This is a genomic window from Streptomyces coelicoflavus (assembly GCF_003112555.1).
GTDB classification, from domain to species: Bacteria; Actinomycetota; Actinomycetes; order Streptomycetales; family Streptomycetaceae; genus Streptomyces; species Streptomyces coelicoflavus.
This window is the reverse complement of record NZ_BEWB01000023.1, coordinates 41,764-63,579: the sequence shown is the minus strand read 5'-3', so window position 1 is coordinate 63,579 and position 21,816 is coordinate 41,764. Positions and strand designations below refer to the sequence as shown.

At 74.5% G+C, this 21,816-nt stretch carries 16 protein-coding genes; 4 read left to right on the top strand and 12 right to left on the bottom strand.

Features of this window, described 5'->3' with window-relative positions; genetic code table 11:
• The first annotated feature begins 144 nt into the window (after positions 1-144).
• Complete coding sequence (locus Sco07f_RS38425) at positions 145-3,948, top strand: S41 family peptidase (protein WP_108990661.1); 3,804 nt, start codon at positions 145-147, stop codon at positions 3,946-3,948.
• Between the two features lie 87 nt (positions 3,949-4,035).
• On the opposite strand, the gene Sco07f_RS38420 is transcribed toward Sco07f_RS38425, so the two are convergent.
• The 4 genes from Sco07f_RS38420 to Sco07f_RS38405 all read right to left on the bottom strand — a co-directional run bounded on the left by Sco07f_RS38420 (position 4,036) and on the right by Sco07f_RS38405 (position 7,721).
• Positions 4,036-4,263, bottom strand: a complete 228-nt coding sequence (locus Sco07f_RS38420) for a hypothetical protein (RefSeq protein WP_007450503.1) — start codon at positions 4,261-4,263, stop codon at positions 4,036-4,038.
• 85 nt (positions 4,264-4,348) lie between these two features.
• The gene (locus tag Sco07f_RS38415) at positions 4,349-5,242 is read right to left on the bottom strand and encodes an SDR family oxidoreductase (RefSeq protein WP_108990660.1); all 894 of its coding nucleotides are present in this window, start codon (positions 5,240-5,242) and stop codon (positions 4,349-4,351) included.
• A complete protein-coding gene (locus Sco07f_RS38410) occupies positions 5,239-6,183 on the bottom strand; it encodes an alpha/beta fold hydrolase (RefSeq protein ID WP_108990659.1) in 945 nt (314 codons plus the stop codon). The genes Sco07f_RS38415 and Sco07f_RS38410 overlap by 4 nt, the downstream gene beginning before the upstream one ends.
• On the bottom strand, positions 6,180-7,721 hold the full coding sequence (locus Sco07f_RS38405) for a flavin-containing monooxygenase (protein ID WP_108990658.1): 1,542 nt from the start codon (positions 7,719-7,721) through the stop codon (positions 6,180-6,182). Before Sco07f_RS38405 ends, Sco07f_RS38410 begins: the two co-directional genes overlap by 4 nt.
• A gap of 151 nt (positions 7,722-7,872) precedes the next feature.
• On the opposite strand from Sco07f_RS38405, the gene Sco07f_RS38400 reads away from it, so the two are divergent.
• A complete protein-coding gene (locus Sco07f_RS38400; protein ID WP_087790615.1) occupies positions 7,873-8,523 on the top strand; it encodes a MerR family transcriptional regulator in 651 nt (216 codons plus the stop codon).
• Positions 8,524-8,609: 86 nt separating this feature from the next.
• Positions 8,610-9,329 carry a Crp/Fnr family transcriptional regulator gene (locus tag Sco07f_RS38395; RefSeq protein ID WP_007450509.1) on the top strand — a complete coding sequence of 240 codons (720 nt, stop codon included), beginning with the start codon at positions 8,610-8,612 and terminating at the stop codon, positions 9,327-9,329.
• Positions 9,330-9,369: 40 nt separating this feature from the next.
• Here the strand turns inward: Sco07f_RS38395 and Sco07f_RS38390 are convergent, their stop codons facing one another.
• From Sco07f_RS38390 to Sco07f_RS38360, 7 genes are all read right to left on the bottom strand, one after another.
• The gene (locus Sco07f_RS38390) at positions 9,370-11,094 is read right to left on the bottom strand and encodes a protein kinase family protein (RefSeq protein ID WP_159107052.1); all 1,725 of its coding nucleotides are present in this window, start codon (positions 11,092-11,094) and stop codon (positions 9,370-9,372) included.
• The gene (locus Sco07f_RS39950) at positions 11,091-11,957 is read right to left on the bottom strand and encodes a protein phosphatase 2C domain-containing protein (protein ID WP_087790613.1); all 867 of its coding nucleotides are present in this window, start codon (positions 11,955-11,957) and stop codon (positions 11,091-11,093) included. The genes Sco07f_RS38390 and Sco07f_RS39950 overlap by 4 nt, the downstream gene beginning before the upstream one ends.
• A gap of 820 nt (positions 11,958-12,777) precedes the next feature.
• Positions 12,778-13,455: a vWA domain-containing protein gene (locus Sco07f_RS38380; RefSeq protein ID WP_007390006.1), complete on the bottom strand. Its 678-nt coding sequence runs from the start codon at positions 13,453-13,455 to the stop codon at positions 12,778-12,780.
• Positions 13,456-13,483: 28 nt separating this feature from the next.
• Positions 13,484-15,208 (bottom strand): vWA domain-containing protein, encoded by a 1,725-nt coding sequence (locus tag Sco07f_RS38375; RefSeq protein WP_159107051.1) that lies wholly within the window; start codon positions 15,206-15,208, stop codon positions 13,484-13,486.
• Positions 15,209-15,210: 2 nt separating this feature from the next.
• On the bottom strand, positions 15,211-17,460 hold the full coding sequence (locus Sco07f_RS38370; protein WP_108990654.1) for a hypothetical protein: 2,250 nt from the start codon (positions 17,458-17,460) through the stop codon (positions 15,211-15,213).
• The gene (locus tag Sco07f_RS38365) at positions 17,457-18,266 is read right to left on the bottom strand and encodes a nucleotidyl cyclase domain-containing protein (RefSeq protein WP_108990653.1); all 810 of its coding nucleotides are present in this window, start codon (positions 18,264-18,266) and stop codon (positions 17,457-17,459) included. The genes Sco07f_RS38370 and Sco07f_RS38365 overlap by 4 nt, the downstream gene beginning before the upstream one ends.
• Before the next feature lie 252 nt (positions 18,267-18,518).
• The gene (locus Sco07f_RS38360; RefSeq protein ID WP_108990652.1) at positions 18,519-19,322 is read right to left on the bottom strand and encodes an exodeoxyribonuclease III; all 804 of its coding nucleotides are present in this window, start codon (positions 19,320-19,322) and stop codon (positions 18,519-18,521) included.
• Between the two features lie 67 nt (positions 19,323-19,389).
• On the opposite strand from Sco07f_RS38360, the gene Sco07f_RS38355 reads away from it, so the two are divergent.
• Complete coding sequence (locus tag Sco07f_RS38355) at positions 19,390-19,875, top strand: GNAT family N-acetyltransferase (protein WP_007390146.1); 486 nt, start codon at positions 19,390-19,392, stop codon at positions 19,873-19,875.
• A gap of 16 nt (positions 19,876-19,891) precedes the next feature.
• Here Sco07f_RS38355 and Sco07f_RS38350 read toward each other — a convergent pair whose 3' ends face one another.
• Positions 19,892-21,631 (bottom strand): hypothetical protein, encoded by a 1,740-nt coding sequence (locus Sco07f_RS38350; RefSeq protein WP_108990651.1) that lies wholly within the window; start codon positions 21,629-21,631, stop codon positions 19,892-19,894.
• Positions 21,632-21,816 lie beyond the last annotated feature (185 nt).

The following is a 21,816-nucleotide window of genomic DNA, read 5'->3' as shown; positions in this document are numbered from 1 at the left end:
GACACCGTTTCGTACATGACGAATGTACCCCAGCCCCCTAGCGAAACGAAACTGTTTCGTTCGTGTTCTGGGTCACGGTTGTCGGTACCGCGTAAGCGCACCGCACGAGTTGCCGGTACCCGGCACCCGGAAAAGCATGGGCGGGTGAGTTATCTGCGCCTTCCGCACCTCAGTGGCGACCAGCTGTGCTTCGTGGCCGAGGACGACCTCTGGCTCGCGTCCCTCGACGGTCCGGGCCGGGCCTGGCGGCTCACCGTCGACCGCACCAAGGCCGGTCCCCCGCGCTTCTCCCCCGACGGCCGGCACATCGCGTACACCAGCTGGCGCAGTCTCGTGCCGGAGGTCCACCTCGTGCCGGTGGACGGCGGCCCCGGGCGGCAGCTCACCCACTGGGGCGGCTTCGACACCCGGGTCTGCGGCTGGTCGCCGCCCGATCCCGACGGCACCACCGCCGTCCTCGCCGTCGCCTCGCACGGCGAGCCCTTCTCGCACCTGACCTGGGCCTACAAGGTCACCCCCGACGGCGATCCCGGCCGCAAGCTGCCCTGGGGACCGGTCACCGACATCCAGGCCGCCGACCTCGACGGCGAGCGCAGGACCCTGCTCCTGACCGGCACCCCGCCGCACGAGCCGGCCGCCTGGAAGCGCTACCGGGGCGGCGCCACGGGCCGGCTCTGGCTGCACGGGGAGCGGATCCTGCCCGACCTCGGCGGGCACCTCGCCGCCCCGATGTTCGTCGGCGGCCGGATCGCCTTCCTCTCCGACCACGAGGGCGTCGGCAACCTCTACTCCTGCGCCCCCGACGGCACCGGCCTGCGCCGCCACACCGACCACGACGCGTTCTACGCCCGCAACGCCGCGAGCGACGGCACCCGGGTGGTGTACCAGTGCGCGGGCGACCTGTGGCTCGTGGACGACCTCGCACCCGGCTCGGCACCGCGCAGGCTGGATGTGCGGCTGAGCGGTCCGCGCGCGGGACGGCGGACGTACCAGGTGCCCGCGGCTCAGCACGTGGGCGGTGTCTCCGTCGACGAGACGGGCCGGGCGAGCGCCGTCGTCGTGCGCGGCAGCCTGTACTGGCTCACCCACCGGGACGGCCCGGCCCGCACCATCGCCGACACCCCGGGGGTACGGGTGCGGCTGCCGGAGATGCTCGGGGAGAGCGGGCGGATCGCGTACGTGACGGACGCGGAGGGCGAGGACGCCGTCGAGATCTCCTACCTGCCCCGGGCGACCGGCGGCCGCGCGGCCCGGCGGCTGGCCTCCGGGCGCCTCGGCCGGGTCCTGGAACTGGTCTCGGACCCGGCGGGCGACCGCCTCGCCGTCGCCTCGCACGACGGGCGCCTGCTGATCCTCGACGTCGCGGAGGCGGACACGGAGGTGGCGCTGGCGCTGGAGGCGATGGACGCCGGGTATCCGGCGGACACGGGGGAGGAGGACGCGGCGGGGACGGCCGACCGGGAGGACACCACCCCGGAGGCTCCCACCTCGGACGTCCCTACCCCGGACGTCCCCACCTCGGACGTCCCCACCCCGGGCGCCCCCGCCGAGGACACCGCCGCCGGGGACACCGGCACGCCGCTGACCGACGCGGGAGACGGCACGCCGAGGGGTGACTCCGCGACCGGCGGCGCCGAGGGCGGCGAAACGAGCGTCAGCGGCACGACGGGAAGCGCCCCCGCCGGAGGCGGCACGGCGCGCAGCGCCCCCGTGGACCGCGCCCCCGCTGACCGCGGCACCGCGGCCGACGCCCCCGGGGCAGGCGCCCCGCACGACGACCCGGGCCCCGGACCCGGACCGGCCGCCGGGGACACCGGCACCCCGGGCGACCCAAGCGTCCCCCCGACCGCCGGAGGCACCGGCGCCGGCGCCGACGCCGGGGGCGCCGTGACGCCGGGCTCCCCGGGCACCCCCGCGACCGCCGGAGGCCGGGTCACCGAGCTGATCCGCTCCGTCAACGGCCCCGTGCGCGACCTCGCCTTCTCCCCCGACGGGACCTGGCTCACCTGGTCGCACCCGGGCATCGGACGCACCCTGCGGCAGATCAAGATGGCCCGGATCGACGGCCCCGAGGGCACCCTCGTCGTCGACGTCACCAACGGCCGCTTCGAGGACGAGAACCCGGTGTTCACCCGGGACGGCCGCTACCTCGCCTTCCTGTCCTGGCGCGGCTTCGACCCGGTGTACGACGTGCACACCGGTGACCTGTCCTTCCCGCTGGGCTGCCGCCCCTACCTGGTGCCGCTGTCCTCCGCGACCCCCTCCCCCTTCGCCCTCAACCCCGAGGGCCGCCCCGCCGCCGGGGGCCTGGACCCGCTGGAGGACGAGCCCGGCGAGGGCGGTGCGGTGATGGTCGAGGTCGAGGGTCTGGAGAGCCGGGTGACGCCGTTCCCGGTCACCGCCTCCAAGTACTCGGCCCTCGAGCCGGTCGCGGGCGGCGGCCTGGTCTGGCTGCGCTGGCCGATCTCGGGCGCGCTCGGCGAGACCTTCGCCAACCCCGCCGACCCGAGCGAGCGGCCCACGCTGGAGCACTTCAACCTGGCCAAGGCGAAGAAGTCGGAACTGGTGGACCACCTGGACTGGTTCCGGGTCAGCGGCGACGGCAGCCGCCTGGTCGTGCTCGACGAGGGCGACCTGCGCGCCGTCCCGGCGACCGAGGTGGGCGACGGCGACTCGACCACCTGGATCGACCTGCGCCGCATCCTGCACGAGGTCGACCCGGCCGCCGAGTGGCGCCAGGCCTACGACGAGGCGGGCCGCCTGATCCGCGCCTACTTCTGGGACCCCGGCATGTGCGGCATCGACTGGGACGCGGTCCTCGACCAGTACCGTCCGCTGCTCGAACGGGTCGCCTCCCCCGACGAGTTCGCCGACCTGCTGCGCGAGGTGCTGGGCGAGCTGGGCACCTCGCACGCCTACGTCGTCGCCGCCCGGCGCAACGAGGGCCCGGCGCACTACCAGCGCTGGCAGGGCCTGCTCGGCGCCAACTTCGTCTGCCGGGAGGGGCGGTGGGTGGCGAAGCGCATCCTGCCGGGCGACTCCTCCGACTCCAAGGCCCGCTCTCCGCTGGCCGGCACGGGCATCCGCGACGGGGCCGTCCTGACCCACGTCGACGGCCGCCCGGTCGACCCGGTCCTCGGCCCGTCCCCGCTACTGGCGGGCGCGGGCGGTACGACGGTGGAGCTGACCTTCGCGCCCGCCGAGGGCGGCCCCGGCCCCTCCCGCCGGGTCGCCGTCGTGCCGCTCGTCGACGAACGCCCCCTGCGCTACCAGGACTGGGTGGCCAAACGCCGTGAGGTGGTGCGGGAGTTGAGCGGCGGGCGGTGCGGCTACCTGCACATCCCGGACATGGGCGGCTCCGGCTGGGCGCAGTTCAACCGGGACCTGCGCATGGAGGTGTCCCGGCCCGCGCTCATCGTGGACGTGCGCGGCAACGCGGGCGGGCACATCAGCGAGCTGGTCATCGAGAAGCTGACCCGGACCATCCTGGGCTGGGACCTGACCCGGGACGCCCAGCCGGAGTCGTACACCTCCAACGCCCCGCGCGGTCCGGTCGTCGCGGTCGCCGACGAGGCGACGTCCTCCGACGGCGACATGATCACGGCCGCGTTCAAACTGCTGCGGCTCGGTCCCGTGGTCGGGCAGCGCACCTGGGGCGGCGTCGTCGGCATGACCGGCCGGCACCGCCTCGGCGACGGCTCGGTGATCACGGTGCCGATGAACGCGGCCTGGTTCGACGCCTACGGCTGGTCCGTGGAGAACTACGGCGTCGCCCCCGACGTCGAGGCACTGCGCACCCCGCTGGACTGGGCCGAGGGCCGCTACCCGGTCCTGGACGAGGCGGTCCGCCTCGCGTTGGAGCTGCTGGAGACCAACCCGCCCGCGACGCCCCCCGGTTACGACGCCGTACCGGACCGGTCGCGTCCGCCGCTGCCGCCGCGGGGGTAGCGCCCTGCGCGCCCTCGACGGGGCACGGGAAAGGGCGCCCACCCGGTCCGATCCGGGAGGGCGCCCTCTCACTTCAGCGGCGGCGCGTCAGGCGTCGAAGCTGTCCTGGAGCCGCTCGTCCTCGTCGCGACGGCGCGAGGACGGGTCCTGGCGCTCCGACTCGCGGCGGCGCGAGGCCGGGGAGGACGGGTCCATCTCGTCCTCGTCGCGACGGCGGTCGCGGTTCTGGAACTGGTCCCGCGCCTGCTCGGCACGCTGCTTGCCCTGCTGCTGCATGCGCTCGGCCTTGTCCTGGAACTGGTCCTTCATACCCATGTGGGTTCACTCCTGTGATCGGGCCCGACCGGATCGGCCGGGTGCTCGATCAGATTCACATGGGCCGTGACCGTGCGCATGTCGATCACTTACGGACCGTAGTCGCGCTGGTCGGACGCTGTTCGTCGGCCGCTCCACCGGCCCCGACCAGGCCCGTCCGCAGGCCCTCCAGCCGGTCGCCGAAGCGCCGCATCTCGCGCTGTCCGACGGTGCCGATGACGGCCGGCAGGTAGCCGCGCACGCCCTGCATGCCGCGTAGCCACCACTGTCCGTAGACGTGCGCGGAGCGGCGCTCGACGCCCTCCACGAGCCGGTCCACGGCCGGGCCCAGCGGGTAGGTCTTGTTCGACGGCCAGGGCAGCCGCTGCCGCAACTCCCGCATGATGTCGTCCTGGTCGGCGCCGCGCACCATGTCGGTGTCGGTCCAGGACAGATAGCCGACGCCGACCTTCACGCCCCGGTGCCCGACCTCGCCGCGCAGGCTGTGCGCGTACGCCTCGACGCCGGACTTGGAGGCGCAGTAGGCGCTCATCATCGGGGCGGGGGTGAGGGCGGCCAGCGACGCGATCTGGAGCAGGTAGCCGCGGCTCTCCAGCAGGGCGGGCAGGAAGGCGCGGGCGGTCACCGCCGAGCCGATCAGGTTGACCTCGATGACCCGCCGCCAGGACTCCGGGTCGGATTCGACGAAGGGTCCGCCGGTGGCCACGCCCGCGTTGGCGACGACGATGTCGACCTTCCCGAAGCGCTCCTTCACCTCCGCCGCCACCCGGGCCATCGCCTCGTGGTCGGTGACGTCGGCGTGCCAGTGGTCGCTGTCGCTGTGCAACCGGGCGGAGACCTGCTTGAGTTCGTCCGGTTCCAGGCCGACCAGCGCCACCTTCACCCCGCGCGCGGACAGCTTGCGGGCCATCAGCTCCCCGACGCCCCGCGCCGCTCCGGTGACGACGGCGACGCGTCCTTCCAGGCTCACCCTGCTCATGCGCTCTCCTCGGCGGGTACGGCACGCTCACCGCGTGCGCTGGGTATGTGGGTGGCGGCGAGCGCCCGTATCCTGCCGGTGACCAGGTCCGGCGCCTCCACCGGCGTCATGTGGCCGACGCCCGGGAGTTCGGTGAGGCCCACGCAGTCGGGCAGCGCGGCGGCCAGCGCGCGGGCGTGCACGGGCGGCGTCAGCCGGTCCGCCGTACCGACCACGATCTCCACCGGCATGCGCAACTCCCGTACGCCGTGGTCGAGGTCGAGCAGGTCGAGCACCTGGGACCAGCCGTGCCGCACCCGGCTGGGGCAGGCGTGCACGATGCGGGCGCAGGCGTCGACCATGTGCGGGGCCGAACCGGGGCCCATCGTCCCGTACTTGAGGATGCGGCGGGCGACCGGCGTGACCGGCCCGAGCGGCGCCCGGGAGCCGAGGATGCGCCGGGTCAGCCAGGTGCGCACCCGGCCCGCCCGCATCGGCACCACGGTGGCGGACGCCACCAGCCGCGCGCTGCCGGTGCTGCACAGCAGGACGGCCGCCGCGTGCTCGCGCACCGCGGGCCGCCCCGCCGCGGCCATCAGCGTCATCCCGCCCATGGAGTGCCCGGCGATCACGGCCCGCTCGCCCGGCGCGAGGGTGGCCTCCAGGACGGCTTCGAGGTCGTCGGCGAGCGGCTCGGTGCCGTACGCCGGGTTGGCCGGGCTGCGGCCGTGGCCGCGCTGGTCGTAGGCGATGACCCGGTGGTCGGCGGCCAGTGCGCGGATCTGCGCCGCCCAGAAGGCGGTTGAGCAGCACCAGCCGTGGGCGAGGACCACCGCGGGGGCGTTCTCGGGGCCGTGCACCTCGACGTGGATCCGGGCGCCGTCGGCGGCGGTGACGGTCAGCTCGTGGGCGGGCACGGGCGGGGCGTACGGCCCGTCGGCGACGTGCGTCAGGCGGCTCACGCGCTCACCTCGGCGTCCGCGCCGGTGTTCGCGTCGGTGGCCTCGGCCCCGACCGGGCTCGGGCGCAGCACCTGGTACTCCGCGAGGTCCACGCGCCGCGTCGCCCGCCGGAACTCGGCGGTGGTGCCGGGCCAGACGGTGGTGTTGCGGCCGCTCGCGTCCAGGTACCAGCTGGTGCAGCCGCCGGTGTTCCACACCGTGCGCTTCATGCGTTCCTGCACGCGGTGGTTCCAGTTGCGCACGGCGGCGGGGCGGGGGTCGAGGGCGGTGCGGCCGCCGAGGACGTTGAGCTGGCGCAGGTAGTCGGCCATGTAGTTCAGCTGGGACTCGATCATCAGGATCATGGACGAGTTGCCGAGGCCGGTGTTGGGCCCGATGACCGTCATGAAGTTGGGGAAGCCGGCCGCCGTGCCGCCGCGCAGCGCCTCCATGCCGCCCTTCCAGGTCTCGGCCAGCGTCCGCCCGTCGGCGCCCACGACCCGCTCGGCGATGGGCATGTCGGTGACGTGGAATCCGGTGCCGAAGATGATCGCGTCCGCCTCGGCCTCGGTGCCGTCGGCGGCGACGAGGGTCGACCCGCGGACCTCGCTGAGACCGCTCGCGACCACGTCCACGTTGGGCTTGGCGAGCGCCGGGTAGTAGGTGCTCGACAGCAGGATCCGCTTGCAGCCGATGCGGTAGTCGGGGGTGAGCTTGGCGCGCAGGGCCGGGTCCTTGATGGCGGCGCCCATGTTGCGCTTGGCGATCTGCTCGACGAAGCCCAGCTCGTTGGGGTGCTTGGTGAAGGCCTGCACCTGGAGTTCGCGGATGCCCCACAGCAGCCCGCGGCGGAGCTTGGTGGTGGCGGGCACCGCCCGGTGCAGGGCGCGCTCGGCGCCGCTGATGGCCCGGTCCACGCGGGGCATCACCCAGGCCGGGGTGCGCTGGAAGAGGGTGAGCCGGCCCACCTTCGGCTGGACGGCCGGCACGATCTGGATGGCGGAGGCGCCGGTGCCGATCATGGCGACGCGCTTGCCGGTGAGGTCGTAGTCGTGGTCCCAGCGGGCCGAGTGGAAGACCTTGCCGGGGAAGGTGTCGAGCCCGGGGATGTCGGGGACCTTGGGGTCGGAGAGCGGCCCGGTCGCGGAGACGACGACGTCGGCGGTGAGGGTGCCGCGCACGGTCTCGATCTCCCACCGCAGCTGCTCGGTGTCCCACGCCATCCGCTTCACCTCCGAGTCGAGGCGGAGGTGGGGGCGCAGCCCGAAGGTGTCGGTGACGTGCTCCAGGTAGGCGCGGATGTGCTCCTGCCCGGAGAAGGTGCGCGGCCACTCGGGGTTGGGCGCGAAGGAGAAGGAGTACAGGTGGGACGGCACGTCGCAGGCGCAGCCGGGGTAGCTGTTGTCCCGCCAGGTGCCGCCGACGCTGCCGGCCCGCTCCAGTACGACGAAGTCGGTGATCCCTTCGCGCCGCAGCCGCACGGCGGCCCCCAGGCCGCCGAAGCCGGACCCGATCACCGCCACCCGTACGTGTTCGTGAACCTGCTCGTGCTCGGCCATCCCGGAGCCTCCACGCTTGCCTGGACCGTCTGGAACCGTTCGGAACCGTGCCAGTGAATACTGGCGCAATGGGAGCGTAGAGCAGCTCCGTACTCATGGGTAGGGGTCGGACGCAGGAAAGTTACCGGGGGTACGCCATAAGGTCGGTGCCGTGACCGAGAAGCGCGAATACCGCATGGAGGAACTGGCCCGCCTGGCCGGCATCACGGTGCGCACCCTGCGCTTCTACCGCGAACGCAAACTGATCCCGCCGCCCCGCCGCGAGGGCCGCATCGCCTGGTACGACGACCACCACCTGGCCCGCCTGCGCACCATCGCGGCGCTGCTGGAGCGCGGCCACACCCTGAACGGCATCGCGGAACTCGCCGACGCCTTCGACCACGGCCGCGACGTCGGCGACCTGCTCGGCGTCGGCGAGCCCACCGAGGAGACCCCGGTCCGCCTCACCCCCGAGGAGCTCGCCGCCCGCTTCGAGGGCGAGGTCAGCGCCGAGAACCTGGCCGCCGCGATGGAGCTGGGCTACCTCGGCACCGACGGCGACGAACTGGTCCACATCAGCCACCGCCTCCTCGAGGTCTCCTCCGCCCTGGTCCGCGAAGGCATCCCGCTCGGCGAGGTCCTCCAGGCCGGCGCCCGCGTCCGCGAACACGCCGACGCCCTCGCCGGACTCTTCGCCGACCTGATCCTGCGTCACGCCCCCGAACCGGAGCTCCACCGCCTGCGCCCGCTGGCCCGCAGCGTGGTGGAGGCGGAACTGTCGCTGGCGCTGGACCGGCGGTTGCAGAGGCCCCGGCACGGGTAACGTCCTGTGCACCGTCCGCACCACCTGCCGTACCGCGCACCGCGTGAAGGGCCGGCCCGGACCGGAACCCAGCGGGGAGGACGCCGATGACCTCGGAGTTGTGGAGCACCGGGCCGATCGGGCACGGGCGGGGCACCCCGTTCTGGGACCTGCTGGACGCGCCCGCGCGGGCGGCGCTGCGGGGCGCGGGCCGGCCGGCGTCGTACGCGCCGCGGGACGAGTTGCTCCGGCAGAACGACCTCACCGACCACCTTCTGGTGCTGGGCAGCGGCTGCGTCAAGGTGAGTGCCGCGTCCGCCGCCGGCTACCAGGCGGTGCTCGCGCTGCGCGGCCCGGGAGACCTGGTCGGGGAACAGGCGGGACTGGACGGCGGGGCCCGGTCCGCCACCCTCACCGCCCTCACCCCGGTGCGCGCCCTGCGCATACCCCCGTCCGCCTTCAAGGCGGCGGCACGCGACCACCCGGCCATCACCGGCGCCGTCCACCAGATGCTCTCCGCCCGGCTCCGGGACGCCGACCGGCAGCGCACCGCGGCCGGCGCCGACACCCTCAGCACCCGCCTCGCCGACCTGCTGCTCGATCTCGCCGCCGGGTACGGCCGGCGCGGCGCCTCCGGGGCCGTCGAGATAGCGCTCCCCCTGTCCCAGGACGACTTCGCCGGGCTGGTCCTGGGTTCGCGCAGGACCGTCAGCCGCATCCTCGAGCAGTGGCGTGCCGACGGCTGGGTGACCACCGGGCGCACCCATGTGACCGTCGACAACCCGGACGCCCTGAAGCGGGTGCGGGAGGGCAGCGGGCGGACCTGACACCCTACGGGCCCGGTGACGGTGGCCGCCCGCCGTGCCGTCACAGGTCGGTCCAGGCCAGCGTGGTCAGTCCGTACTCCCCGGCGACCGGGTTCCACCCCGCGACGAAGTCCTTCTTCGCCGCCGTCGCCCGCTTGTTGGCCTCCGCCGCCTCCCGCCAGTCGGCCGAGGAAACGATCGAGTCCGACGAGCAGGAGCCCGAGGCGTCGTCCGCCAGTCGCGCATAGGCCCGGTCGGCGTCCTCCGAACTCCGCCAGGCCGTGCGCAGATCGCCGGCGAGGCCCGTCGGCAGCCGGTCGAGGTCGAGCGCGTCGAGACGCTCGACCAGCGTGGCCCGCGCCTCGGCCGCCTCCCCGAACACGCTCTCGGCGTCCCGCAGTCCGGTGCAGCGCAGCAGCGACTGCACCGCGTCGGCGACGCCGCTGCGGTGGCCGCTGTTGTCGGTCAGCAGCTTGTCCAGTCCCTCCGCCTGGTCCCGCGCCCGCTCCTGGCGGGCCGACGTGGTCGGCGTGCTCGCTCCGGTGCCGGTGCCGCCGCCCGGCTCGACGGCCGATCCGCCGCTGTCGGAGCCGCTGTCGCCCAGCCCGCGCCAGACCAGGAACGCGACGACGAGCAGCAGGACGACCACGCACCCCGCCGACCTGCCCGACCCCTTCCGGGTGGTGCCCGGACGTTGCCCGGGCCCGTACGGCGGCGCGCCGCCCGCAGCCGGAGTACGGCCCGTGTGCACACCGGCGGGCACGGGTCCGCCGGGGCCGGGGACGCCCGTCGGCGGCGCCGCGGGCGCCGCCCCGGATGCAGCCGCGGACGCAGCCCCGCGCGGCGCCCCGACCGGTGGCATGACGGTCGTCGGTGCGTGGGCCGGCGACGGCGGTGCCGGGCGGGGCCACGTCTTCGGCGCGGACTCCGCCGCCCGGCTCAGCGCGTCCAGCCAGTCGCCGGGCGCGGGCCGCCGGGCCGGGTCCGCGCCCAGGCCGCGCGCGGCCAGCTCGCCCACGGCCGGATCCAGTGCGCGCAGCGGAGCCGGGTCCTGCCCCTGCTGCTCGTGCATGAACAGCCGCACCGCCAGCAGCGCGAACTTGTAGGCGTCGCCCTGCCGGGTCTCGGCCCGCTCGCCGCCGGGCAGTTGCCAGGCCGGCGTCTGCACCGGCTCCAGCGCCCACGCGCCGTGCAGCCCCATCGCGTCGCAGTCGATGAGGAAGCAGCCCGGACGCGGTCCGGACAGCGAGAACAGCAGGTTCTTCGGGGACAGGTCCCCCGCGACCACGCCGAGGCCGTGCAGCCGGTCCAGCATCTCGGCCAGCGCGAGCAGCAGGCCGAAGAGCTGCCGCGGGGAGGGGACCACGCCCACGACGTTGCGCAGGTACGCCTCGGGGTTGAGCAGGAACTCGAAACCGGCGGGCTTGCGGGCACCGCCCCGCAGCGTGAGGAAGTACTCGTCGGGGATCTGCCGCATCAGGAAGCCCCGGACGCCCTGGCCGTCCGTCACGAGCGCGGCCGGCCAGGCGGTGTTCCCGGCGAGCCACCGCCCCTCGGACGCGGGCCGGGAGGGCAGGTGCGCGACCATGCGCTCCAGCACGTCGACCCGCAGTTCGCCGAGTGCCTTCGGGTGGTACTCCTTGAACGCCACCGGCCAGGTGCGGTTCACCAGCCGCTTCTCGACCGCCCACACCCGGCCCTGCCCGCCGTCGCCCAGCGGCCGTCCCAGGACCAGGTCCGAGCGGGCGATCCGTGCCGCACCCGCACCGGTGCCGGCACCGGTCACCGGGGTCCGCCTCTCGGGGCACGGCGGGACCACACGGCGAGCAGGGTGCGGTCGTCGTCGAAGGTCTCCCGGGAGAAGTCGAGCAGGTGGGCCAGCATCCTCGGCTCGGGCGGGCCGTTCTGGAGGGCCCCGGCGAAGATCTCGCCGACCGGGCCGCTGCCGTCCCCGAGGGGAACCCCGAACCCGTCCGTCCCCACCAGCACGACGCTGTCCGCGGGCAGCGTGTAGGTGATCGGCCGGGTCCGCGGCAGCAGCCTCGGCAGGGCCACCACGGCGGTGCTGGAGATGTCGCCGTCCTCCGCGCTCCCGTCGTGCAGCAGGGCGTGGTAGCCGCCGCCGTGCAGACACCAGGCCGACGAGTCCCCGGCGCGCACCACGGTGACGTCCATCCGGCCGTCGTCCCGCGCCGCCACGGTGCCCGTGACCAGCGTCGTCGCCAGCTGCCTGGCCGCTTCGGCCCGGTCCCGCTCGCCGGGCTCCCGGCCGCCCGCGACGCGCATCACCAGTTGGTAGGCGGCGGCCTGGAGCACACGGGTCCAGTCCGGTTCCGACCGTTCCTGCGCCAGCTGTGCCAGTACGTCGTTGACGGCGGTGCGGCAGGCCAGCGCGGCGCCGATGTGGGAGTGCGGGGCGGAGGAGACGCCGTCGGCCACGGCGAAGACGACCCGGTCGGTCGGCTCGTGCCAGGCGACGACCACGTCGTCCTGCCGGGGCGGTCCGCCGAACCGGTGCTGGTCGCCGCGGACCGAGGCGAGCCGCACGGTCAGCCCCGGGGACGACCAGCCGTCGAAGATGGTGTCGGGCCGGTAGGGGTCGGCCGGGGGCGGCTTCGGCTCCACGTGCGCGGCCGGTGTGCCCAGCACGACCCGCTCCCAGCGGCGGGCGCCCGGCGCGGGCGCGTAGCGCTCCTGCCCCGACGGCCGCGGCGCCGCATGCCGGGGCCCGGCCTCGCCGGCCGGCCCGGCGTCCCCGCCCGACCCGACACCGTACGGCCCGCCCCGGCCGGCATCCGCCGGCTCACCACCGGCCCCCGGGGCCCCAGGGAGGCCGACGGACGACGACCGCGACTCCCCGGAGCCGCCAGGACCGCCAGGACCGCCAAGCGGCAACGCGTCGGCGCCGCGCAGGGCATCACGGGGCGGCGCCCCGTGCACCGTGCCGTCGGCACCGCTCCGGGGCGCGCCGCCCGGCCCCGGTCCGTCCACGGCGTACGGGGCCGGCAGCGGGCCCGGCCCCTGACCAGGCACGCCGGCCGCCCCGGGGGACGCGGCTTCCGGCCTCCCCGCCGAGTGCGGCCCGGCGTCCCGGCCGGAGGGTCCCGGGCCCCGGCCCCGCGGCCCCGAGTCGCCGTCGTACGAACCCGGCTCCCGGCCGTACGGCCCCAAGCCCTCGCCATGCGACCCCCGTTCCAGGCCGCCGCGCCTCACATCCCCTCCGTACGGGCCCGGTTCCCAGCCGTACGCCCCCGGCCCGCCGCCGTATGCCTCCGCTTCCCCGTCGTCAGGCCCCGCGCCGGTGCCGTAAGGCCCGGAGCTCCCGTCGTCCGGCCCCGCGCCCCCGCCGGGCGGTCCCGGTTGCCCGCTGTCGGGCCGAGGTGGTGCCGTCGGCGCCTCGGGGGTATCGCTGTCCGGCGGCTGGGGCCGGCCGGAACGGGAGCGCCACCACGACGAGCGTTTCTCCACGTCAGACCTCGTCGATCGCGAGCCGGAAGCCCTCGGGCTTCTCCACCACGAGCTCGGGCTGCCCCGACGCGACCGCGTTGCCGGACTCGACCACGCTCTTGGTGAGCGCGGTGAAGAACCTGGCGATGGAGTCGCCCAGTTGCGCCCCCGGGATGGACACGAACGCGAAGTCCTGGCGGGTGGCGACGGACAGGATGGTCTCGGCGCGGGCCTCGCCGATCCCGAAGGCGATGATGTTCGGCGCGGCTCCGGTGACGGAGCGGTCGGTGAGCCGCCGGTGCGTCTCGCGCCAGTCCCCTCCGCTGTTGGGCTGGCCGTCGCTGAGGAGGAACACCGCGGGCCGGTGCACCCGGTACCCCTGTGCCTTCAGGTCCCGGACGTCCTGCGGGATGCGGTCCAGAAGGGCCTGGAACGCCGCGTCGTAGTTGGTGCCGCCGCCCGCCGACAGCCGCGGCAACTCGGCCTCGCTCCTCAGGTCCGCCAGGATCAGTCTCTCCGTGACCCGGTTGGCGAAGCCGAGCACGGAGAAGCGCACCTTGGCCGCGGCCATCGGTTCCCCGAGCAGCGCGACGTGGAGGGACTTCATCCCTTCGTTCAGATCACCGACGTAGTCCGACATCGAACCCGACTCGTCGGCCAGGACGTACACCGGCAGCAACTGCCCCAGAGTCTCAGCCATCCCCGTTACCCCTCATCTCTCTGCTTCGCTATTCGTCCGCCGCGACGGGCGCCAGCCCCTGCGGGCACTCCAGTACCAGCTCCATCTGCCCGGCGATCGCACTCCGGCCCAGGTGCAGCAGCGTGCGCTGGAGCAGGACGGAGAACTGCACCGCGGACTGGGCCGGGTCCGCCCCCTCGACGGCGGCGACCGCCAGCGCCGGCCGCGACGCGATCCGCTGCGCCACCCGGGCCCGGTCCGCGCCGATGGCGCAGGCCACGATGTTCGGGAAGTACGTGTGCGCCATCAGCTCGGCGTGCGCCGCGGGCCACTCCGCGTCGTCCTCGGGCTGTCCGACGGAGAGGAAGAACACCACGGGCCGCAGTACGCGCGGCACCTGTTCCTTGAGCCGCTCCGTCTCCAGCGGAATGAGGTCCTTCAGCCGCCGCAGGACCGGGCGGTAGCGGCAGCCGGGGCTGGTGGTGAGCCCGGGCACGCCGGTGCGCCAGGAGACCTCGGTCAGCGGCAGCACCACGTCGGCGCCGTCGGCGTAGGTGATCACCGAAAGCCGGACGGCCGAGGCCACGTCGGGGCTGTTGGCGAGCAGGGTCTGCAGGGAGCGCAGCGCGTTCCCGAGGTCGACGACGCATCCGGCCGCGGCCGGCGAGGTGTCCAGGACGACGTAGACCGGGACCAGGCCGGTGGCGGGCGCCGACGCGGGCGCCGGGCCGGCGCCGCCCCACCGCACCGGCCCCGCGCCCTGGGCCGCGGCGGGGGCGCCCCCGTGCGCGTCCGCGACCACCGGCCCACCCGCGGGAAGCCCCGGCTGCCGCCCGGCGTCGGGGCGTTCGAGCACGCCGCTCACCCCCGTGCCGGGACCGTCGGCGCCGAGGACACCCGCGCGCAGTCCGGGCAGGTCCACCTCGCGGACCACGCCCCGCTCGATGAGGTACTTGACCATGTCGGCGTGCCGCTCGTCGCGCAGTTCGTGCCGGGCGACCTCGGCGTCCCGCACCCTGGCCAGCATCTCCAGGGCCTGTCCGGTCTCCTCGGGATGGCGGACCAGGTGTTCGCGGATGAGTTCCTCGATGTCGATCCGGCGGCCGTCCAGCACCTTGCGCTCGTCGGCCTGCCGGCGTCGGCGGCCGTCCTCCACGATGTCCTTGACCTGCTCGTCGGAACGGACCTCGCCGATCCGGCGTTCATGGGCGTGCACGCCCAGGCTGGCCCGCCGCTCGGCCTCCGCCAGCTCCTGGATGTGCCGGGCGGCCGCCTCGTCGGGCTCCATCTGGATCTTGCAGTAGTAGATGGTGACGCCCTCGGGGAGCGGTATCTCCCGGTCCAGTTCCTGGTTGATCCGCAGCTGCGCCGCCAGGGCCTGCGTGATGTCGAACTGGGCGGCGGTGATCCGGATGCGGTCGGTGAGGTACCCGTACACCACGGCCAGCGCGTCCCGCACGTTCCGCGAGACCACCAGCGCCGGATCGTGCACCCGGAAGCCGACGTCGATCGTCGCCCGGAACCGGTGCCCGCCGTCCCGGCACGTCAGCGGCGTCCTGGTGACGGCCGCCTGGCGGCGGTGGTCGCTGAGGTCGACGACGTAGCAGGGCCGGCTCCCGCCGAACACGCGCTGCCCGAACGTACGGACCGTCTCGACCTCGAAGGGGCGGCCCTCGACCGGGTAGACGACCGCGACCGCGGGCGGCAACGGCGAGATGTCCCCCACCTTGCTGCGGGGGACGGCACGGTCGTTGAGGATGAGGGAGAGGGGCATCTTCACACTCTTTCCAGGTCGATCGCGTCGAGCGTCGCGTGCACGATCCCCGCCGTCAGGGGCAGGGGGACGATGCGGTCGGGGTGGATCCAGGAGTCCGCGCACATCCGCAGCACGCGGCCCGCGCGGACGTCGCCGTCGGCGATGGCGCCGACCATCAGCCGGAACATCTCCCTGAGTTCGGAGTCCCGCTCGGCGAGCTTCGCCCAGTTGCCGACGACCTGTTCCGCCTCGTCGTGGAAGTCCGGCTCGTGCAGCGCGGCGCGCCACAACCGGACGAAGGGGTCGCGCAGTTCGTGCCGCCGGTGGGCGAGGTGCAGCAGCGTCGGCCACTCCGGCACCCGGGCCCCCTGGTCCACGTCCTCCAGGTCCTTGGTCTCCACCACCACCTGGGCGGCGACGATCAGGAAGGCGAGCACCGCGGCCCGGCCGGAGCGGTGCTCGCCGGCCCTGGCCCGCAGCATCGCCAGCACGGAACCGGCCCGGTCGGGTTCGAAGGCCACCAGGTCGGCCAGGGCGCATCCGGCGGCCACCGCCACCGTCGCGTCGACGACCTTGAAGAGACGGGCGATCTCCTCGACCGCCCTTTCCGGCCACAGTCCCAGGCCGAGCACGCGGGCCGCCGTCGCCCGGCCCCAGGGGCTCTCGTCGGCGTACCAGCCGTTCACCAGCTCGGCGGCCTTCTCCCGGACCCACGCGTCCTCGCCGGCCACGGTCAGGGCGTAGGCGACGGCCATGCGGCGCCACGCGCTCTCGCCGCGCGCCCACGGCTTCAGCACCCGCCGCTCGACGTAGCCGTAGGAGGCGGTGGCGAGCACGCCGAGCCCGGAGACCGCGGCGTAGACCCGCACCTGCTCGGCGGGGTGGACCACCAGCTCCTCGAGCCAGTCGAGGATCTCGCCCTGGATCTCGTACTGGGTCCAGGCGTGCAGGACGACCCGGCGCGCGTAGTCGGGGTCCCGGTACTCCAGGACGCGGCCCGGTTCGCCGCCGGGCCTGTCCTGCTCCTGGGCCCGCAGCCGGCGCAGCAGCCGGCGCCGGGGCATCTCGAAGAGGTCCTTGGAGCGGGTGACGCGCCCGTCGGGTCCGGGGGCCCGCACATAGGGGCCGTCGTCCTCCAGCCGGCCGCGCAGGGAGCGGGCCGCCTGGGCGATGTCCTCCTGCGGGCAGCCGTTGAGCACGGCCAGCGCGAGGGCGAAGCTGCGGGTGGCGGCGTCCGGCAGGCTCTCGGCCCAGATCTCGAAGTCCTCCGCCTCCCACCGGGCCCGGTGCTCCCGCAGCCGGTCCGGGTCGATCCTGCCGTCGAGGTCGTACTGCTCGCACAGCGCCGCGGCGAGGTCCCCCGCCTGCCGGCAGGCCGGGGCGGCGCCCAGCAGCTCGTCGACGACGTCACGCACGTCGTCGCGGCCGAGGAGCCGCTCGGCCGCGCGCTCCCCGAGCCGCCACCGCAGATGCGCGCGCACGACGTCGGCCGGAGGCGGGGCGGTGGTGAGGTCGCGCACGCCGGTGAGCAGTTCGCCGTCGGCGAGTTCGCCCTCCGGCACCGTGACGACCAGCCAGGCGCCCGCCTGCGACAGGGCGCCCTGGACCTTGTCGTAGGTCTCCCGCCCGAGCCGGGCGATGTCGTCGGGGCTGTCCAGCAGGAACCCGGCGCCCGGCTCGACGGTCCCGCCCTCGTTCTCCAGCTGCTCGGCGAGGGAGGCGAGGTCGACGTCGCTGTCCAGGTGGTAGAGGGTGCCGTCGCAGGCGCCGAGCAGCAGGCGTACGGCCATGGCGGACTTGCCGTGTCCCTCGGCTCCGCGCAGGATCAGGAACCGCTGCCGGGTGAGCGCGTCCCGGACGTCGGGCAGGTCGGCCGGAACGCAGTACGCGAACCGGACACGTTCGACGATCAGCGGGGACAACACGCGCAGCTTGCGCTTCTGGCCGCCCAGCAGCACCACGAACTTGTCGCCGCCGACCATGTCGCCCTCGACGTTGGCGACGGCGTCGCGCAGGAGCCCGCGCCGCTGTGTGCCCACGCCGAGCGCGGCCGTCGCCAGGTAGGACTCGGCACCGGGCCCGGACGTGGGCTGCTCCGCGGTGTTGCCGCCGGAGGAGTCGGACGACTGGTCCGGGCCGCCGCCCCCCGCGGCGGGCGGTTCCGCCTTGTCGCCGGGTCCGCCCGCCGCGGGTCCCCCCGCACCGGCCGCCGGCGGGCTCCCCCCAGGATCGCCGGCGGCCGGAGACTGCCCGGCCGCGGTGGCCGTCACGGCCGCACGCTTCCGGTGTTGTGCACGGTCACGTGCTTGTCGCCCGCGACCTGGTCGCCCTGGACCGTCTGGGCGTGCAGGGCGACCGGGGGCCGCCCGGCCGCGGCGGACCCGGAGCCTGTGGCACCGGGCGACGTGCTCGTCGTGCCGGGCCCGGAGCTTGCGGCGCCCGGCGCGGGCGGAGCGGCCGCCGCCGGGTCGCCGGGCGCCGGCAGGCCCGGGGGCGCCGGGTAGCCGGGCACGGTGATCCAGCTGGTGATCGTCTCGCCGTGCTTGGTGGTGAAGTCGCACCGCAGGTAGGCCGCGGGGTCGATCCCGCGGTGCCCGTGCCGGACGACGCCCCGGTGCACCTCGTCGGAGACGGCGAGGACCAGCCGCGCGGACAGGGCCTCGGCCAGCACGTCCCGCAGCGGCTGGGCGTCCACGAGGCGGCACGCCGTGTTCACCGCGTCGCCGGACCAGCCGTGCGCGTCCCGGGCCGCGAGCCCTTGGTGCAGGGCCACCCGCAGCCGCAGCGCGTGGTCCGCGTTGGCCTCCTGCGCGTACTCGCCCAGGGCCTCGTCCAGCTCCCGCACGAAGGGGCCGGCGAGCAGGAGCGGGGAGACGGAGGGCGCCACCAGCATCAGTACGCCGTCGCCCCGGTCCTCGGAGACGGTGTCCGCGTCGGTGATCCCGGCCCGCCGCAGGGCCTCGGCGAGGGCCCGGTACATAGCCGCCCGCACGCGCCGCTGCACGGGGTCGCGGCGCGAGCTGAAGTTCTCCACGTCCAGCACCACGATCCAGTGGTGCGTGGCCTCTTCCCCCATGCGCCTGCCTCCCCGAGCACGACCGCCGGCCGATCAGCTCCCTCAGTAGACGGCACGGGGGGACAGCCGGTCCACGCCATTTGGCGCATTCAAGGGTTTGACCGAAAACGGCCCGCGACAAGCGTTCGAGGCCGCGGCCGGCCACGCGACGGCCCACTCGACGGGCCCCTCGACGGGCCGGCCGGGAGCCCGCCGGACGGCCCCGCTCGGTGGGCCGGTCAAGGGCCGGTCAGTGGCCGCACGGTGGGCCGGTCAGTGCTCGAAGACGACCGTCACCGGTGCGTGGTCGGACCACCGCTCCTCATGGCTGGCGGCCCGCTCGACGAGACCCTTGACCGCCCGCGCGGCCAGGCCGGGGGTCGCCACCGCGAGGTCGATCCGCCATCCGCTGTCGTTGTCGAAGGCCCGCCCCCGGTACGACCACCACGAGTACGGCCCCTCGACGTCCGGATGCAGCGCGCGCACCACGTCCACGTACCCGCCCTCCGCCGGGTCGAGGACGCGGCCGAGCCACTCCCGCTCCTCCGGCAGGAACCCGGAGTTCTTCTTGTTGGCGCGCCAGTTCTTCAGGTCGGCCTCGCGGTGGGCGATGTTCCAGTCGCCGCAGACGACGACCTCGCGCCCCTCGGCGGCGGCGCGCTCGCGCAGCTCCTTGAGGTACGCGAGGAACTCGCCCATGAAGCGGACCTTCTCGTCCTGGCGCTCGGTGCCGACCTCGCCGGAGGGCAGGTAGAGGGAGGCGACCGTCACACCGGGCAGGTCGGCCTCGACGTAGCGGCCGCTCGCGTCGAACTCCGTGGAGCCGAAGCCGACGCGGACGGCGTCTGGCTCGCGGCGGGTGTAGAGGGAGACCCCGGCCCGGCCCTTGGCGGCGGCGGGGGCGTGCGTCACGTGCCAGCCGTCGGGCGTGCGGACGTGTTCGGGCAGTTGCTGGGGTTCGGCCCGTACCTCCTGGAGGCACAGCACGTCGGCGGAGGTACCGGCGAGCCACTCCACGAAGCCCTTCTTCGCGGCGGCGCGCAGGCCATTGACGTTGACGGAGGTCACGGTGAGCATCCCGGCACGATACCGGCACACTGGACGGTGTCCCGCTCCGGATACGCATCGATATACGGTAGGAAGCATGAATATACGCCGGGTCCCCTTCGACCACCCCGACGCCGTGAAGCTCAACGACGAGGTCCAGGCCGAGTACGACGTCCGCTACGGCGACGGCGGCGACGCCACGCACCTGGACCCGTCGGACTTCGCGCCGCCGAACGGCCAGTACCTGATCGCGTACGACGAGAACGACGTCCCGGTCGCCTCCGGCGGCTGGCGCCGCCAGGACGCCAACGACGAGGGCAATCTCGACGGGGACGCCGAACTCAAGCGGATGTTCGTGATCGAGCAGGTGCGCGGACGCGGGCTGGCCCGCCGCATTCTGGCCGCCCTGGAGGAGGACGCCCGTGCGGCGGGCCGTACCCGCATGGTCCTGGAGACCGGTACCAAGCAGCCGGAGGCCGTGGCGCTGTACACGTCCAGCGGCTACGAGCCCTGCACGAAGTTCGGCTACTACCGCTTCTACGAGGACAGCCTCTGCTACGCGAAGGCCCTCCGGGTCCCGTAGGACGCCGCGACCGTCGTCAGGCCGCGCCGCCCGCCCTGTGACGGCGCGCGACGACGAACAGGACGCCGCCCGCGGCGAGGGCGAGGGCCGCTCCGGCGGAGGCGAGCAGCGCGGTGGTGCCGGTGGAGGCGAGCAGTCCGTCGCCCCCGCCGCCCTGGGGCGACTGGCCGCCGGTCCCGCCGGTGGTGCCCCCGGCCGTGTCCGAGCCGCCGGCCGTCCCGGTACCGCCCGTGGTCTGCGAACCGCCGCCCGTGGAGCCCGCCGAGTCCGAACCGCCGTCGGTGCCCGTACCGCCCGTGGAGTCCGTACCGCCGGTGCTGCCGCCGCTGTCGCCCGGCGTCTCCTCGTCACCGGTGCCGTTCAGCACGATCCAGCCGGTGTCGTTGGACGGGTCGCCCTCCCTCGGGTTGTCGAAGTCGGGCAGGAAGATCTTGCCCTTGGCGCCCGGGACGACCTCGTCGATGCGCAGCTTGAAGGGGAAGGTGCGCGCGTCGTCCTCGAGGAACGGGGTGTCGGCGAAGCACAGGTACTCGTCCGGCGTCTCGTCGTTCATGGGCCGGCAGGGGCTCTCCACGACACTGGCGCCCTCGGGGATCTGCACGGTGAAGCCGATCGGTTCACCGCCCGCGCGCAGCGAACCGAGCCAGGCGGGCCCGTGGTTGCTCAGGCCGACGTCGACGGTGACGGTCTCGCCCTGCCCGCCCGCGACGCGTGCCCCGGTGAGGTCGAGGTCGTAGGTGTTCCCGGTGGCCAGGTCGATCTCGGCGTACTTGGTGTAGTCGCCGCTCTGGCCGCTCCCGACCGGCTTCAGGGTGAGCGTTTCGCCGGATCCCTGCCGGTGACCGCCGCTCGCCCGCAGCGTGTCGGCTCCCTCGGCGCCGATCGCGTCGAAGCCGTAGCTGAAGATGTCGCCGAGCGCGAAGTCGGCGGTCTTCACGCCGATCGGCTCGCTCAGCTCGTAGGCCGTGCCGGGCTCGAAGTCCCCCTCGAAGGTGCACAGGGCGACCTGACGGTAGCGGATCAGGTTGTCCTTGTTCTCCTCCGCGTACGAGCAGTTGTCGTACGAGTCGGGGAAGGACAGGCCGCGGCTGCCGGCGAGGCGGAGGACGACGCCGCGGGCGGACATGGCGCCGACGTTGCGGAAGCCGAGCGGGGCCCGGTAGGTGTCGCCGGCCTCGAAGCCCGCGGGCTGGGCGGGGAGCTTCTTCTGGAGCAGCTCCGGGCCGCCGACCAGCACGTCGACGGTGTGCTCGTTGAACGCCAGCCCCTCGCCCTCGCCGGTGACCTTGACCGTGCCGTGGTCGCCGGCCTCGGCGGAGTCCAGCAGATCGAGCCGGACGCTCCAGTACGGGTTGTAGCTCGCGCCCGGGTAGAGGCTGCTCGACCGGCAGACCGCCACCAGGCCGTCCACGTCGCAGGACCGCGGCAGGCCGACCTTGGCGAAGCCCTTGAGCGCGGTGGCGTCGATGGTGACCTCGTAGCCGCTGTTCGGGATCGGCTCCGGGTCCGTGTCGCTGTCCGGGTCGTACTCCCCCGGGCCGGTGAGCCCGAGCTGGATCTGCGGCTCCCCGGGCTCGCCCTCGGCCCCGTCGAGCGCCAGGTCCACCCGGTCCGTGCCGGTGATCGTGACGGGCAGCGGCGCCTGCCCGTCCGCCGCGTGGGCGACGCCGGCCAGTCCGGCCGCGGCGAGCCCGGCGGCGGCCGCGCCGGCCACCGCCGCACGGGCCCACGGCGAGTACAGGGAGCTAGGTCTCATGGTGCGCTTCTTCCGTTCCCCAGACGACGAGAAGGTGCCACTGCGTGACACCGCGCACAGATGACCCACGGGAAACGCCCAAGGTTGCGCTGTACATGATCACGGGTGCGTCTCGGCGACGCGGGCGGGGGCGGGGCCTTCGCCAATGTGCGTGGGGTGTTCACGAGTACACGTGACGGGCAAGG